General features: G+C 70.9%; 12 protein-coding genes. 8 read left to right on the forward strand and 4 right to left on the reverse strand.

Annotated elements, in window-relative coordinates; genetic code table 11:
- Nucleotide 1: 1 nt before the first annotated feature.
- From JNB61_RS14440 to JNB61_RS14450, 3 genes are read left to right on the forward strand one after another with little or no spacing between them, the layout of a single operon-like run.
- Nucleotides 2–1,792 (forward strand): DUF4012 domain-containing protein, encoded by a 1,791-nt coding sequence (locus JNB61_RS14440; RefSeq protein WP_308291273.1) that lies wholly within the window; start codon nt 2–4, stop codon nt 1,790–1,792.
- A 10-nt stretch (nt 1,793–1,802) separates the two neighbouring features.
- Nucleotides 1,803–2,369: an LPXTG cell wall anchor domain-containing protein gene (locus JNB61_RS14445; RefSeq protein WP_220340083.1), complete on the forward strand. Its 567-nt coding sequence runs from the start codon at nt 1,803–1,805 to the stop codon at nt 2,367–2,369.
- A 52-nt stretch (nt 2,370–2,421) separates the two neighbouring features.
- A complete protein-coding gene (locus tag JNB61_RS14450; RefSeq protein ID WP_220340084.1) occupies nt 2,422–3,267 on the forward strand; it encodes a hypothetical protein in 846 nt (281 codons plus the stop codon).
- Nucleotides 3,268–3,333: 66 nt separating this feature from the next.
- Here the strand turns inward: JNB61_RS14450 and JNB61_RS20530 are convergent, their stop codons facing one another.
- Together JNB61_RS20530 and JNB61_RS14460 are read right to left on the reverse strand one after the other, a co-directional pair.
- Nucleotides 3,334–5,220, reverse strand: coding sequence for a DUF4012 domain-containing protein (locus JNB61_RS20530; RefSeq protein ID WP_220340085.1), 1,887 nt, complete (start codon nt 5,218–5,220; stop codon nt 3,334–3,336).
- Between the two features lie 58 nt (nt 5,221–5,278).
- The gene (locus JNB61_RS14460; RefSeq protein ID WP_220292359.1) at nt 5,279–6,022 is read right to left on the reverse strand and encodes an endonuclease/exonuclease/phosphatase family protein; all 744 of its coding nucleotides are present in this window, start codon (nt 6,020–6,022) and stop codon (nt 5,279–5,281) included.
- A gap of 149 nt (nt 6,023–6,171) precedes the next feature.
- Between JNB61_RS14460 and JNB61_RS14465 the strand changes: the two genes are divergently transcribed.
- The 3 genes from JNB61_RS14465 (at nt 6,172) to JNB61_RS14475 (ending at nt 8,703) form a co-directional block, all read left to right on the forward strand.
- A complete protein-coding gene (locus tag JNB61_RS14465) occupies nt 6,172–6,615 on the forward strand; it encodes a hypothetical protein (RefSeq protein WP_220340086.1) in 444 nt (147 codons plus the stop codon).
- A 51-nt stretch (nt 6,616–6,666) separates the two neighbouring features.
- Nucleotides 6,667–7,674, forward strand: a complete 1,008-nt coding sequence (locus JNB61_RS14470; protein WP_220340088.1) for a glycoside hydrolase family 6 protein — start codon at nt 6,667–6,669, stop codon at nt 7,672–7,674.
- A 123-nt stretch (nt 7,675–7,797) separates the two neighbouring features.
- Nucleotides 7,798–8,703 (forward strand): response regulator transcription factor, encoded by a 906-nt coding sequence (locus JNB61_RS14475; protein ID WP_159846821.1) that lies wholly within the window; start codon nt 7,798–7,800, stop codon nt 8,701–8,703.
- Nucleotides 8,704–9,014: 311 nt separating this feature from the next.
- On the opposite strand, the gene JNB61_RS14480 is transcribed toward JNB61_RS14475, so the two are convergent.
- The gene (locus tag JNB61_RS14480; protein WP_223214867.1) at nt 9,015–10,427 is read right to left on the reverse strand and encodes a glycosyltransferase family 2 protein; all 1,413 of its coding nucleotides are present in this window, start codon (nt 10,425–10,427) and stop codon (nt 9,015–9,017) included.
- A gap of 259 nt (nt 10,428–10,686) precedes the next feature.
- On the opposite strand from JNB61_RS14480, the gene JNB61_RS14485 reads away from it, so the two are divergent.
- Together JNB61_RS14485 and JNB61_RS14490 are read left to right on the forward strand one after the other, a co-directional pair.
- The gene (locus JNB61_RS14485) at nt 10,687–12,369 is read left to right on the forward strand and encodes a sensor histidine kinase (RefSeq protein ID WP_220340089.1); all 1,683 of its coding nucleotides are present in this window, start codon (nt 10,687–10,689) and stop codon (nt 12,367–12,369) included.
- A complete protein-coding gene (locus JNB61_RS14490; protein WP_220340090.1) occupies nt 12,366–13,541 on the forward strand; it encodes a hypothetical protein in 1,176 nt (391 codons plus the stop codon). Before JNB61_RS14485 ends, JNB61_RS14490 begins: the two co-directional genes overlap by 4 nt.
- On the opposite strand, the gene JNB61_RS14495 is transcribed toward JNB61_RS14490, so the two are convergent.
- Nucleotides 13,519–14,115 carry a hypothetical protein gene (locus tag JNB61_RS14495; protein ID WP_220340091.1) on the reverse strand — a complete coding sequence of 199 codons (597 nt, stop codon included), beginning with the start codon at nt 14,113–14,115 and terminating at the stop codon, nt 13,519–13,521. The genes JNB61_RS14490 and JNB61_RS14495 overlap by 23 nt on opposite strands.
- Nucleotides 14,116–14,162: the final 47 nt, after the last annotated feature.

The following is a 14,162-nucleotide window of genomic DNA, read 5'->3' on the forward strand; positions in this document are numbered from 1 at the left end:
GGTGACCGACTCTCCCCTGCCCCGCTCCGTGCGCCGCGGGGGCGTCGTCTTCGCCGCGGTCCTCGGCGGCCTGCTCATCCTCGCCGTGGTCGCCACCGTGTGGGTCGGCGTGCGCGGAGCCCTCGCCTACGGCCACCTCCGGGATGCGCAGCAGACCGCGGCCGCGGTGCGGGACAACCTCTCCGATCCCGCCGCCGCGAGCGACGCGATCAGCGCCCTCGCCGCCGACACCGGCGCCGCGCACGCGATGACCTCCGACCCGGTGTGGGAGCTGGCCGAAGGCCTCCCCTGGGTCGGCCCGCAGCTGGCCGCCGTGGCCACCGTCGCCGAGTCCCTGGACGGCGTCACGAGCACGGCGCTGCGTCCGCTCTCCGAGGTCGCCGCCTCGTTCCAGGTCGACGCACTCCGCCCCCAGGACGGACGCCTCGACCTCGCACCGCTGCAGCAGATCAGCGGCGCCGCGCAGACCGCGAGTGACGGGGTCGGTGCTGCCGCAGCATCCGTCTCGTCGATCGACCGCACCGCACTCGTCGCGCCCGTGCGAGAGGCCGTGGAAGAGGTCGACGGGCTGCTCACCGAGGCCGGCGTCGCCACCGACGCACTCGCCCGTGCGACACAGCTGCTGCCGTCGATGCTCGGCGCCGACGCGCCGCGCGACTACCTCGTGCTGTTCCAGAACAACGCGGAGTGGCGCTCACTGGGCGGGATCCCCGGCGCGATGGCCCTCATCCACACCGAAGGGGGCGCGCTCAGCCTCGCCGCGCAGGAGTCCTCCAGCGACTACCCCCGCTACGACGCGCCCGTATTGCCGCTCGGCGACGAGGTCGCGGCGATCTACGGCGACCGGCCGGGCCGGTGGATCCAGAACGTGACCCAGGTGCCGGACTTCGCGATCAGCGGCGCGCTCGCCCGCGAGATGTGGGCGCGCGAGCACGGCGGGCAGCAGGTCGACGGGGTGATCTCGCTCGACCCGGTCGCCCTGTCGTACCTGCTCGAGGCGACCGGACCCATCTCCCTGCCGACGGGAGACGTGCTCGCGCCCGACAACGCCGTGCAGCTTCTGCTCAACGACGTCTACGCCCGCTATACCCGCCCGGCCGACCAGGACGCCTTCTTCGCGATGGCCGCGGCCGCCGTGTTCGAGAGGCTCTCGGGCGGCGACGTCGACCCGGCCGCGCTCGTGGCCGCCCTCACCCGCGCCGGCGATGAGGACCGCCTGCTGCTGTGGAGCACGCACGAGAACGAGCAGACCCTGCTCGCCGACACCACGCTCGCCGGCGGGCTGCCCGTGTCGGACGAGGAGGCCTCACGCTTCGGCGTCTACGTCAACGACGGCACCGGCTCGAAGATGGACTTCTACCAGAACGCGACGACGAAGCTCGAGTGGTCGAACTGCACCGTCGACGCGGCAGGGACCGCGACCGGCGACGCCGTGCTGACCGTCACCGTGGGCAACACGGCGCCCGCGGACGCGGCATCCCTTCCCGCCTACATCACCGGTGACAGCGCCTTCGGCGTGCCCGCGGGCATCACCCGCACCATCGGCTACCTGTACCTGCCGGAGGGGTTCGAACTGGTCGACGCGACGATGTCGGACGGCACCGGATTCGGCGGCGGGACGCACGACGGGCGCCGCGTCGTCAGCTTCGCGATCGACCTGCCGCCGGGCGGGTCGGTGACGGCGACGGTCACCGCGCGGGCGAGCGAACCGGTCGCCCCGACGCTCGAGGCCGCCGGCACGCCGACGCTCGCGCCGCCGGCCGCAGTTGCCGCGGTGTGCGGCGGTTCGTAGACTGCTCCCGATGCCCCACATCACCGGATCCCCCACGCCCAGACTCCTCCCCCGAGCCGCTGTCGCCGTCATGCTCGCCCTCGGAGCGGTCATAGCCGCGCCCGCTGCGGCGAACGCGTCCACGATCTACCCTCCTTCGGGCTCGTGCACCGCGACCCCGACGGCGCAGGCCGGCGGCACCATCTCCTTCCAGTGCGACGCCGAGACCTTCTCGCCCGACGAGGCCATCACGATCACCGTGACCGGTGAGAACGGCGCCGCCGCGCGCATCGGCATGGTGAAGTTCGCGATCACGACGGCGAGCAGCACCGCCTCGTCCGAGGCCGACGGCTCGCTCGCGGCGGTCGACATCGCACTCCCTTCGAACGCCACCGGCACCTACAACATCGCCGCGGTGTCGTCGACCTCCGCCGGCGGCACGGCCGCCGTCACCATCACCGGCGCCGACGGGCTGCCCGCGACGGGCCTCGACCAGGGCCAGACCATCGGCCTCTGGATCGGCGGCGGCGCACTCCTGCTCGCCGGCGCCGCGCTCGCGGTCGTCGCCGCGGTGCGCCGCTCGCGCGACTCGCGCTGACGAGCTGCTCCCGTCGGCGCCGCCGTCGGGGCCGACCGCTATCGTGATCGCCATGGCATCCGCCGCGTCGACGTCGCTCGAGCGCACCTACCGCTATCTGCGGATCGGGCTCGCCGGCACCGTCGTCGCGATCTTCGTCGCGATCCTCCAGGCCGCGGCGACCTACGGCTGGCTGACGTCGATCAGCGACTACTTCTACACGCCGGCCCGCGACGTGTTCGTGGGGGCCCTGATCGCGGTCTCGCTCGCGCTGTTCGCCCTGTCGGGGCGTGGCGCCGAGCGGGCGCTCCTCGACGCCGCCGCGCTGTTCGCGCCGCTCATCGCGCTGGTGCCGACGACCGTGGTCGCGGGCACCGTGCCGGGAGTCGGCGTGACGTGCAGCGGACGCTGCTTCCCGCCCGAGTACGAGCCCGACGCCGCGAACGGCGTCGTCGTGTATCTCGTGCTCGGCGTGCTGATGCTGCTGGTGGCCCTGCTGCTCGGCGCGCTCGGCCAGGTGTCGCTCGCCGCGGTGTGGCCGTCGCTGGTGATCGCGGCCGCGGTGCTCGCGGTGACGGGGCTGACGTGGGCGTTCGCCCGCGATGCGTTTGTGCAGAACGCGCACTTCTTCGCGACCACGGCGTTCTTCGCGCTGTTCGCCGCGGTCGCCGTACGCAACGCCTTCCCCCGCCAGGGTCCTCCTCCGACTCCGTTGTTCCGGGCGCTGTACACCGCGATCGCGGCTGGGCTCGTGCTCGTGCTCGTGGCCTACGTGGTGCTGCTGCCGCAGGCGAACGGCTCCGGCATCCCCATCGTCCTCATCGTCGAGGCGATCGCGCTCGCGCTGTTCTTCGCGTTCTGGGTGGTGCAGGGGATCGAGAAGTGGAGCGACCCCGATCCGTCGATCATGAGCGGGTGAGAGACGAAACGCCCCCGAGGGTTCGGGAGGGTGCGGGGGCGCTTCGTCCGGCTTGTTCCTCGCTCCTCACCCACCCGAGGCCGCAGGGAAGAGGGCGTTGCAGCTCGCGTCGATCGTGACGGGCGTCTCGGTGGCGGTGGGGGTGTGGCGCAGGCGCAGCGGACCGAGGTCGCCGGCGGGCAACACGGTGGTGAACGAGACGGTCTCGGTCTCCCCCCTGCCGATGAACACGGTCTTGCTCACCGCCGTGTTGCCCTTCTCCACCCCACTGCGCTCCCACCGCGCGACGTCGCCGCGCGCCGGAACCGTCTGCGTGATCTGCGCGCCCGGGGGCGCGAAGAACAGGACGTCGAGGATCATCGTCGTACGCGGCACCCCCAGCTGCCGGTTGCGGTACCCCAGGGTGTAGTTGCTGCGGATGTCGTCGGTGATCCCGTTGTGCATCGTCATCGTGGTCGTGATGGTGCGCGCCGCGGCATCGCAGGTCGCGGTGACCGCCGTGGCGAGGTGGTAGTCGAGCTTGCTGACGGCCGAGTCGTTCAGGTAGATCCCCACCTGCGTCTGCGTGGCCGTGTCACCGGCGAGGGCGCCGTCGAGACCGAACTCCACGGCGAGCGCCTGCGCCGCCGGATCGGTGAACGCCAGGTTGATGCGCTGCTCCTTCGCCGACTGCTCGAGCGCGGCGAGCATCTGCAGCGGATCCCACGACGACGAGGTGAGGTGAGCGAACACCTGCCGCGCAGCATCCGCGAAGAAGGCGTCCGAATCGGCGCCGGCCGGGTACCGCTCGTACGCGTCGCTCAGCAGCACCTTGACCGCGTTGTCGGCGGTCAAGAGCTCCCCGTCGCCGAGCGTGACCGGCCCCGACACCGCCAGCATGTGGGACAGCACCACCGGGTCGATCGAGACGACGCCGTCGAAGGTGGCGCCCGTCGTGTGGGTCCACAGCGCCTGGAACAGCTGCGCCGTCGTCGGGAAGTCGGGGGTGAAGGTGAAGTCCTGCGAGTGCCTCGTCAGCGTGGGAAGGTAGATGCCCATCGTCTCGCCCGGCAGCGGCACGTACTCGTTGCCCTGCGTGCCCGCGTCGTAGAACGTCTGGGAGCTGCCCTGATCGACGTACCCGAGCTTGCCGTCGGTGAGCGTCACGATCATGCTCGCGGCGGGATTGCCGCCGGTGGCGCGGATCTCGGCGTTGTTCTGGAACATCAGCAGGTACGTCTTGGTGCCCGCGGAGCCGGCCATGTCGAGCAGCGTCGGCAGGTACTTCTCGGCCACGCCCAGGGCCGGGGTCGCAAGGTCGATGAAGCCGAGGATGTCGGAGATCGACTCGCTCACCTCGGGAAGCAGTGTCGAGGTGTCGATCGGCGCGACGATCTCCTGGGCCTCGGTGAAGGCCGCCGCGATCTCCGGGATCGAGCTCTGCACCTGGCGGAAGGGCTCGAGGTCGATCCCGCCGCCGGCCACGGCGAGCCGGTCGAAGTCGGTGGCGGCCATGAACTGCAGCCCCGCCGGCAGCGCGCGGTCGACGAGCACGTCGACGGCATGCGTCACGCGCCGCACGGCGTCGACGTTCTGCCCGACGAACGGCACGTTCATGGCGATGTCCCACAGCGGTCCGTCGACCGTGCGGACGGCGAGCGTGACGTTGGCCTGGACCTCATCGGTGACGGCGCGAAGCTGCGCCGTGTCGGCAGCATCGAGATCGGCGCGGAGCGACTCGATCCCGGCGGCCGCCCTCTCGACGGCGGCACGGGCCCGTTGCGCCTCCGACCAGAACTGCATCGCGAAGGCGCCGGCGACGACGCCGCCCACCAGCAGCACGGTGAGCAACGCGACCACGATCCACGGCCACGCGCGCCGGTGGCGCGTCGGTACAGGCGTCGCCTCAGCATCGAGAACGGCCCCAGTTTGCGCACCCTCGGGTTCGGAGCGCGTGACGATCCCCCTCGTCACGAGGGCTATGGTACTCTCCGCGCCCCCGGATGTCAGGGGTCACGCGAGAGTCGCGTGCTCAGGCGGCGCCCGACTTTCCTGCCGCCTCTGCGGAGGCCTCAGGGTCGGCGATCTCGACCACGCGGCGCACCCCCGGAGCGGGGTGAGCGGTCACGAGGATCGGCAGGTGGTCGCTCAGCCCCTGCGGCAGCGTGCGCACGCGGTCGATCTCGAAACCGATCGACGTCGCGAAGTCGTAGTGCCCGCGGAAGAACCGGTAACGCGTGTACGTGCGGGAGTCCGAGAGGTTCAGCTCGTACCCCTGCTCGCGGATGTGCTGCCCCAGTCGCTCCTTGAACACGGGGTAGTTGTAATCCCCGACCATGAGCGCCGGCAGTCCCTCGCCCAGCTGCTGGAGCTCACCGAGCGCCGTGCGGATCTGGTGGCGGCGCAGCGAGTTCAGCGCCGTGAGCGGAGCGGCGTGGAACGACGCCACGATGAGGTCGGTGTTCTCGTCGATGTCGTGCAGCCGCACGCCGAGCAGCCGTTCCTCCGCGGGCTTGAGCACGCGGTCGTGCAGCGACTTCTTCAGCGCTAGGGCGCGCACCTCGACCGGGCGGTACGTGTTCTCGCGGTAGTACACCGCGAGACCGAGACGGTTGCGCTGCGTGGAGTCGGCGAGCCGCAGCCCCGAGATCTCTTCGGGGATGTCGGACGTGTCGGCTTCCTGGAGGCACAGCACGTCGGCGCCATGGCGCTCGACCAGGTGCGCGAGCTCCCCCGCCGCCCGGTGCTTGCGCAGGTTGTACGAGATGACCTTCATGACGACCACAGCCTATGCCGCCGACCTGGCGAGCGGATGACCTTGACAGGAAGTCCCTATGTACGAAATTCGGACACCGCGCCTCTGGAGTGGTGTGCCGGTCCACGGCATCCCAGCGTGACACCCGCACCCCGATCCTGGAGGACCCCATGACCGCTGCATCCCCGAAGACCGTCCGCGCCGATCTCGCCGACGCACTCGACGCCAGCCGCACCGCCCGCGAGGAGGCCGAGCGCGAGCTCCACCGCAGCTTCGCCCTGCGCTCCCGCGCCGCCGAGGCCCTCGAGCGCACTGCGGGGCGCCCCGGACTCGACGAGTCCGAGCGCGCCCGCCTGCGGGCCGAGTACGCCGACGCCGACCGTGTCGTGGCCGAGCGCCTCGCGGCCATGGCCAAGGCGCAGGAGTTCGAGCGCGCAGCATCCGTCGTCGCCCACGCGTTCGAGGACGAGGCGACCTCGGCGAGCCCGCTCGCGGCGGCCCTGCTGCAGCTCGTCGGCTCGAAGCGCGGCGCCACCGCCCGCCGAGGCGCGCTCGTGTCGGGACGCACCGCACCCGCCGCGCGCGTGCGCAGCCCGCGCCCGCGCACGGCCTGACGCGACACGCCGGGGCCCGCGCCCCGGCGCAGGTCTCGTAGGCTCGCCTTCGTGCCCACCTCACGACGGACCCGCACGATCGCGGCGATCACGGGCGCCGTCGCCGTGGTGGCCGTAGTGGCCGTCGTGGCGGCCATCGCCCTCCTGCGGGGGCAGGCTCCCCAGCCTCCGGGCCGCGGCACGAAGATCGTCGCCTCCGAGCTCTCGAAGGCGACGGATGCTGCGACCCGGGCCGCCGACGGCAGCCCCGAGCAGGCCGCAGCGAGGTATCTGAGCGAGCAGCCCACCGCGGTGTGGCTCACGCCGGAGGCCGACCCCCTCGACGTCGTCGGCGAGCGCATCGCGGCCCTCGCGGACGAGGCACGCGACCAGTCCGCCCGCACCGCGGTCGTCGTCTACGGCCTGCCCGAGCGCGACTGCGGCGGCCACTCCGCCGGCGGCCTCGACGGCGAGGCGTACATCGAGTGGACGCGCGCGATCGGCGACGCACTGCGAACCGCGGCCGACACCGCGCCGATCGTGATCCTCGAACCCGACAGTCTCGCGCTCGCGCCCGAGTGCGGCAACATCGACGAGCGCGTCGCGCAGCTGAGCGCGGCGGTCGAGGCGATCGCCGGCGACAGCACCTGGATCTACGTCGACGGCGGGCACTCGAACTGGCTGCCGGCCGCCGAGATGGCCGCGCTCATCGACCGGGTCGACGGCGCGTCGCGCGGTGACGGCGGCCGAAGCATCCGTGGGTTCGCCACCAACGTGTCGAACTTCCAGGCCACCGACGACGAGGTCGCGTACGCGCACGACGTCGCCGCCCGGCTCGACGGGCTGCACGCGATCATCGACACCGGGCGCAACGGCGCCGGCGCTGACGGCGAATGGTGCAACCCGCCCGGCCGTCTCGTGGGCGAATCCGGCGGCACGATAGGCGACGACTTCGTCGACACGAACCTGTGGATCAAGCCGCCCGGCGAGAGCGACGGCGACTGCAACGGGGGCCCTGCCGCCGGACGATGGTTCCCCGAGGCCGCGGTCGAGCTCACGCGGAACGTCGTCGCGGATTGATCCCCGACCAGGCATTCCCCGTTGTGTGTAGCATCGGGAGTACTTTGCGCATGCGTCGGGGGCCGCGGCTGGGGTCGGTAATCGGCGCATATCCGGTTCCACCGTCCGAGAAAGCACGCACGCATGAGCACCCCTTCCGACGAGCTGAAGACAGCCGTCATCATCGAGGACGACACCGAGATCCGGCACGTTCTGGCTGAAGTCCTCGAGTCATCGGGGTTCTCCACCGTCTCGGTCGGCAACGGGATCGACGGCGTGCGTGCGGTGCTCACCTACAAGCCGGTGCTCACGACCATCGACGTCAACATGCCCGGCATCGACGGGATCGAGGCGGCCAAGCGGATCCGCGCGCAGTCCGACACGTTCATCATCATGCTCACCGGCATGAACGACGAGGCCGACGTGATCGCCGGTCTCGGCGCCGGCGCCGACGACTACCTGCTCAAGCCCTTCCGCCCGCGCGAGCTGCGCGCCCGCGTCGAGGCGCTCATGCGGCGGGCGCGTCCCGGGTCGGACGGAGCCCCGGCCGTGGCGGCACCGCCGTCCCAAGGGAGCGTCGGTCCGTCGTTCCCCGGTTCGCGGCCGACGACAACGGCCGTGCCGACGGCGCCCGCCGTCGACGACAGCGACCTCGAAGCACCTGCGACCGTGATCGTGCCGGCGGGCGCGGCATCCGTCGTCCTGAACGGCGACGCCGACGGCGAGTGGCTGGCGCACCGCGACCTGCGGCTGCACCCCGAGAACCGCATCGTGCTCATCGGCGATGACGAGCTCGACCTCACGCGCACCGAGTTCGATCTGCTGGCGACCCTGCTCGAGTCGAAGCGGCGCGTGCGCAGCAAGGCCGACCTGACGCTCGTGCTGCGCGGCGAGTCCTACGTGACGAGCTACTTCGTGGGCGACGCCGACAAGCGCGCGGTCGAGGCGCACATGACGAATCTGCGACGCAAGCTCGGCGAGAGCGCCGCCAACCCGCGGTACATCGAGACGGTGCGCGGAGTCGGCTACCGGCTGACCTCGGAGGGCTGACCCCTCTGAACAGCAGAGGAGGCATCCGCTCGCCCCAGACGAGCCGATGCCTCCTCTTCCTGCCTGGCGACGGTTCCGCCTCTCCCCTGACGGTCCCGTCGCCTTTCCTCCCCCGCGCCGTGCTCCCCAGCTTGGCGCTTCCCCAGTGGTGACACGCTTCGGGTGCGTGTCGGACGAGCGGATGCCTCCGCCCCGGCTTGTGCGGTGAGGGTGCCCGCCCCCTCCCCCTCAGGCGGGCCCCTCACCTTCTCCCCCTGCGCCGTGCTCCCCAGCCGCGGCGCTCCCCAGTTCTGACCCGGTTCGGGTTCGGGTCAGACCTTGTATCCGTGATGACGACGGATGAGCTTGAAGAACATCGACAGCGTCTGCAGCACCGTGACGACGCCGACGATCGGCCAGCCGATCCAGAGGACCGTGGACTGCACCATCACGGGCAGCATCATCCAGATGGCGACCATCGCGGCGATGACGGCGACCGCGAGGATGAGCGGCGTCCAGTGGCCGAAGCCGCCGCCGCGCTCGGCCTTGGCCTGCATCGCCCAGTTGTCGACCTTCTTGCGCGACAGGAACCGCGTCCACGAACGCACGAAGTGGCTGCACCGGATCCACATGTAGATCTCGGCCGGAACCAGCGTCAGACCGAAGACGATGTCGCGCGCGTTCCGGTTGTGCATCGTGAGCGCCATGCGGGTGTTGAGCGCGATCGCGACCACGGGCGGGATGAGCCACCAGTACGAGAAGACGAACGCTCCGATCGACAGCGAGGCCGCGAGCAGCGTGATGAATGCGATGCGCACGAACATGTTCATGAGCATGTCGAAGTGCTCGAGCCACCGGACGCGCAGATTCGGGTGGAACGGCTGGCCCTTGGTGTCGCCGCGCTGACCGGGCCACATGAGCTCGATCGCGCCGTAGGTCCACTTGACCTGCTGCGCGTCGAGCGCGCGGAGGGTCGTCATGCCGCCGACGTCGGCGCGGGCGAACGGGCTGATCTTGGTGAGGTAGCCGGCGCTCTTGATCTGCAGCGACAGCAGCGAGTCCTCGACCTCGGAGTCTTTGACCCAGGGCGTCGACTGGTGGTTCTCCTTCATGACGTCGCGCAGGGCGTGTGTCGAGAAGATGGAGAACTGACCGCCGAGCACCGCCATGTTGCGGCCGCGGAGCAGGTTGTGCAGGTTGAAGGCCGCGAACTGCGAGCGCTGACCGGTCGTGAGGAACTTCGCGAGAGCGCCCTTGATGGGCTTGTCGTCGATCGAGTAGATCGCCGAGATGCCGCCGATGCGGGTGTCGCTCGTGGCCTCGGCCTCGAGGTACTCCACCGCCTTGGCGTCGGCGACGGTGTCGCCGTCGACGCCGAGCAGGTAGTCGTAGCCCTCGACCAGCGTGTAGCCGTAGTTGAGGGCGCCGACCTTCTTGTCGGGGTTCTTGCCGATGTCGTGGACGAAGACCTCGGTGAACTGCTCGCCGAGCTCGGTCACGACCTCGTGCGGGCCGGCGTACTGCGACGCCAGCATGACGGTGGCGTCGGACGTGTTGTTGACGACCACGTGGATCACGTCGGGCACGCGGGTCTGGCCCAGCAGCGACTCGATCACCTGGGCGATCGACTCCTCCTCGTTGTACGCGGGGATGACGCAGCCGATGGTCGAGCGGTGCACCGAGGTGTCGTCGAGGACGGCCTCGAAGTCGTCGGCGAATCCGTGGGCGGCATGAACGGTCGTCATGTCCTCGAGCGAAGCGGTCGCGTCACTGTGGTGCGTCCGCTTGCTGCGGGTGAGGGGGACGATGTCGGTCACGTTCCTCGCCTTTCGGATTCCCGGCCGGTGTCTCCGGCACATGAAGAGCTTCTCCCACCGACCGCAAGGCCCCTCCGAGAGACAGCGAACAGAACCGCAAGGTTTGCGCAAGGCATCCGCAAGAGAGCGCTTGCCACCTTTCGGCTCGGCGCCGAAATGCCCGATCGCAGGCCAATAGAATCGGCCTATGGCTACCGGGGCTGCACGACCGACGCTCGTCGTGGGCGCGCCCGACGGCCGCACCCGGTCGATCTGGCTGACACAGCTCGTGCTCGCCGCCAGCGTGCTCATCACCGCGATCCTCGTGATGGCGCTGCAACCGGCTCTGTTCGGCCGCTGGAACTTCCTCGTGGGCACGTTCGCGGTCGTCGTCCTCACGATCGTCACGCTCGCCCTGCCATGGTCGCGACTGCCCGCCGCCGCCGTGCTCGCGATCCCGTTCGCCGACGCGCTCGCGATCGGGCTGATGTCCAGCGGCATGGAGCTGCGCCTGGGCTACCTGTGGGGCTTCCCCGTGATGTGGGTCGCGATGCACTTCCGGGCGGCGGCGCTCGCGGCCATGCTCGCCACCATCGGGCTCATCCTCCTGGTCGAGTCCGCCGTCTCGACCGGCACCGTCGCGGCGCTGCGCGCCTTCGTCGTGCTGCTGTCGCTGACGTTCATCGGCATCACCGCGCACCTGGCGCTGCGCCGCACCCGGTCGCTGCGCCGGCTGCTGAAGCGGCAGGCCGACCGCCTCACCGCCACCTACACGCGCCGTGCCGACCAGGAGCGCCGCACCAGCGAGATCCTCAACGGCGTCGACACCGGCATCGCGCGCATCTCCCATGACGGCTCCGTGCTCGCCGTCAACGACGCGTACTCGCGGTTGTACGGTCTCGACCCGCTCGACCCGACCCTGCCCGCGCGCTCGGTCGAGTACACCGGGCTCCGCGGCATGCCGGTGCCGTTCTCCGAGCGGCCGTTCGCGCGTGCCGCGCGCGGTGAGACCTTCACGGATGCCTCGGTCTGGCTGTTCACCGCCGAAGGCGAGTGGCGCGCGCTCTCGGTGACCGCCAAGCGCCTCGCCGCCGGCCGAGATGAGGGAACCAGCATCCTTCTCCTCGTCCATGACGTGACCGCCCTCACCTACGCGCAGCGCGAGCGGGAGCGCTTCACCGCGATGGCCTCGCACGAGCTGAAGCACCCGCTCACCGTCATGATCGGCAACGCGGAGCTGGCCCTCGAGCTCGACGACCTCACCCCGCGCACGCGCGAGCGGTTCGAGTCGATCGTCGCGGCGAGCGACCGCATGCTGACGATGATCCAGAGTCTGGGCACCACCTCGAAGCGCGGCTTCTCGGGCCGCGACGAGGTCGACGACATCGACCTGCGCGAGATCCTGCTCGAGTCCGTCGCCTCGTTCCGCCCGACCGCGGTCTCGGGCGACATCACGATCGACGTGCAGGCGGACGACGCCCTGCCGATCACCGCCGACGGGTTCCGGCTGCGGCAGGTCGTCGACAACGTCGTGAGCAACGCGATCAAGTACACCCCGCGCGACGGCCGCGTGAGCATCATGGGCACCGTCGAGGGCCACCACGTCGTGCTGTCGGTCGCCGACACCGGCATCGGCATCGCGGCGGAGGACCTGCCCAACATCCTCACGCCGTACTTCCGCACCGCCGAAGCCAAGAAGAAATCCGGCGGCACCGGCCTCGGGCTCGGCATCAGCAACGACATCGTGCTCGCCCACGGCGGCACGCTCTCGATCGACAGCGAGGCGGACCGGGGCACGACCGTCACGATCCGCCTCCCGCTGGCAGGCGAGCTGGCCGGGGAATCGGCCGCTGTGCCCGAGGCCCGGCGTGACGAAGAAGGACGAGCATGACCGACCTCATCGCCGGAGCCGGCGTGGACCTCGGCATCGCGCAGGCGGTGATCACCACCCTCGCGACGATGCTCACCATCGGCATCGCGTTCCTCGTGCGCCCCGGGCTGCCGACTCTGTACTGGAGCATCGCCTTCACCCTCGCGATGCTCGCGACCTACGGCGTCGTCGCCGGAGACGTCGCCGGCATCGAAGCGCTCCGTCGCGCCTCGCTCGGCGCGCTGATGGGAGCCCCGGCGTTCCTGTGGTCGGGCTTCCGCGCGACGTGGGGGCTGCGTCCGCATGTCTGGGCGGGGGCCGCCATGGCCGCGGTCTCGGCGTTCTCGCTGGCGATCGTCGACGACCTCGCATGGTTCACGGTGGCGTACCGCACGGTCTTCTTCGCGGCATCCGTCTTCGCCGGGCTGTTCGTGCTCGACTGGGCCCGCGCCGCGTCGCGGCGCAACGATCGCCTGCTGCTGCCGCTCGCGATCGTGTCGGTCGCCTTCTTCGTCACCGGCGTCGGCACGCTGGTCGCCGGGCTCGTGTTCCCCCCTTCGGGCGGCGACGACTTCGAGCTCGTGCGGCTGATCTCATCCATCGGGATGCTGGTGTACGTGGCCTGCGCGCTGATCGCCGTGGTCGGCACCACGGCACGCGACAGCGGGCTCGGCCGCAGCGCGACGGTCTCGACGGCGTGGCAGCAGTTCGAGCGGACCGCCGGCGACCGCCTTGCTCGCGCCCAGAAGACCTCCGAGCCGTGGTCGGTCGTCTATCTCGGGCTCGACGACGCCGCCGACATCCGTCAGACCGCGGGGGCCGCGGCGTTCGCGACCCTTTCGGAGCTGCTCGAGGACGAGGTGCGCGCCGTGTTCCCTGCCGAGTCCGACGTCGGTTCGCCCTCGGCGGGCGCCGTCGTGGTGCTGGTGCCCCGGCCCGATGCGGTGGTGCGCGACCTGCTGCGCGCCACGCTCGAGCGGGTCACACTGCTCGATGTGCACGGGGCGCTGCCCATCCGGCCGACGGCGAGCGCCGGCTGGGCGCCGGTCTCCGTGCTGGGCTACGACCTCGACACCCTCGTGTACACCGGCCGCGAGGCCGCCCGGGTCGCGAGCGCCAAGGGCGGCGACCGATGGGAGCGCGTCGGCGCCACCATCGTCAACCGCCTGATCAGCGAGTCAGAGCTACCGTGAGCGTGTCGGTGGCGGTCTGCTTGGCGTACTCGCTCGACGACGGGGTCGTCTGCACGAGGAAGTCGTAGCTGAACTGCAGCGTCACGTACGTCGCCTCGGCCGGGACCGGTCCGACGTTGAAGGTCTGCGAGTAGCTGTACGGATCCAGGACGAGGTAGCCCGGGCTCACGGTCGCGGCGTCCACCTGCGTGGCGAGCGCGTCCAGCGCACCGGTGGGCGTCGCCGGCACGGCGGTCATCGTGGCGCGCTGCAGGTAGACCTTCTGCCCGTCGTCCGGTGTGACGGTCGTCACGAGCGAGATGCTGACGGGCTTGATCGCCTCGGCGGTCCACTGGTCCATCGAGAGCGTCGACCAGTAGTCGATCGTCGCCGTGACCGCGCCCGCGCTGAGCTCGCGCTCCGTCGCCCCGCCGGACAGGTCGTTGGGCACCGGGGTCGGGATCGTGGTCGACGTCGGGGTCGGAGTGGTCCCGCCCGCTGCGTCCTCCCACGGTGCGGGCCCGCATCCGGCGAGCGCTGCCATGCCCACGAGCGAGACCGTCACGACACCGGCGAACCGGTTCCACCTGCGCATAGAACCCCCGAGTCGCGCCGGAAAACGTCCGGTCAGTCTAGCGGGGC

The sequence above is a fragment of the Microbacterium ureisolvens genome, assembly GCF_019511645.1.
Classification (GTDB): domain Bacteria; phylum Actinomycetota; class Actinomycetes; order Actinomycetales; family Microbacteriaceae; genus Microbacterium; species Microbacterium ureisolvens_A.

What these genes read in the sequence shown, in the direction of transcription:
- JNB61_RS14445 (WP_220340083.1), top strand. Translation starts at nt 1,803, where the DNA reads ATGCCCCACATCACCGGATCCCCCACGCCCAGACTCCTCCCCCGAGCC.
- JNB61_RS14450 (WP_220340084.1), top strand. Translation starts at nt 2,422, where the DNA reads ATGGCATCCGCCGCGTCGACGTCGCTCGAGCGCACCTACCGCTATCTG.
- JNB61_RS14460 (WP_220292359.1), bottom strand. Translation starts at nt 6,022, where the DNA reads ATGAAGGTCATCTCGTACAACCTGCGCAAGCACCGGGCGGCGGGGGAG.
- JNB61_RS14465 (WP_220340086.1), top strand. Translation starts at nt 6,172, where the DNA reads ATGACCGCTGCATCCCCGAAGACCGTCCGCGCCGATCTCGCCGACGCA.
- JNB61_RS14475 (WP_159846821.1), top strand. Translation starts at nt 7,798, where the DNA reads ATGAGCACCCCTTCCGACGAGCTGAAGACAGCCGTCATCATCGAGGAC.
- JNB61_RS14480 (WP_223214867.1), bottom strand. Translation starts at nt 10,427, where the DNA reads ATGACGACCGTTCATGCCGCCCACGGATTCGCCGACGACTTCGAGGCC.
- JNB61_RS14485 (WP_220340089.1), top strand. Translation starts at nt 10,687, where the DNA reads ATGGCTACCGGGGCTGCACGACCGACGCTCGTCGTGGGCGCGCCCGAC.
- JNB61_RS14490 (WP_220340090.1), top strand. Translation starts at nt 12,366, where the DNA reads ATGACCGACCTCATCGCCGGAGCCGGCGTGGACCTCGGCATCGCGCAG.
- JNB61_RS14495 (WP_220340091.1), bottom strand. Translation starts at nt 14,115, where the DNA reads ATGCGCAGGTGGAACCGGTTCGCCGGTGTCGTGACGGTCTCGCTCGTG.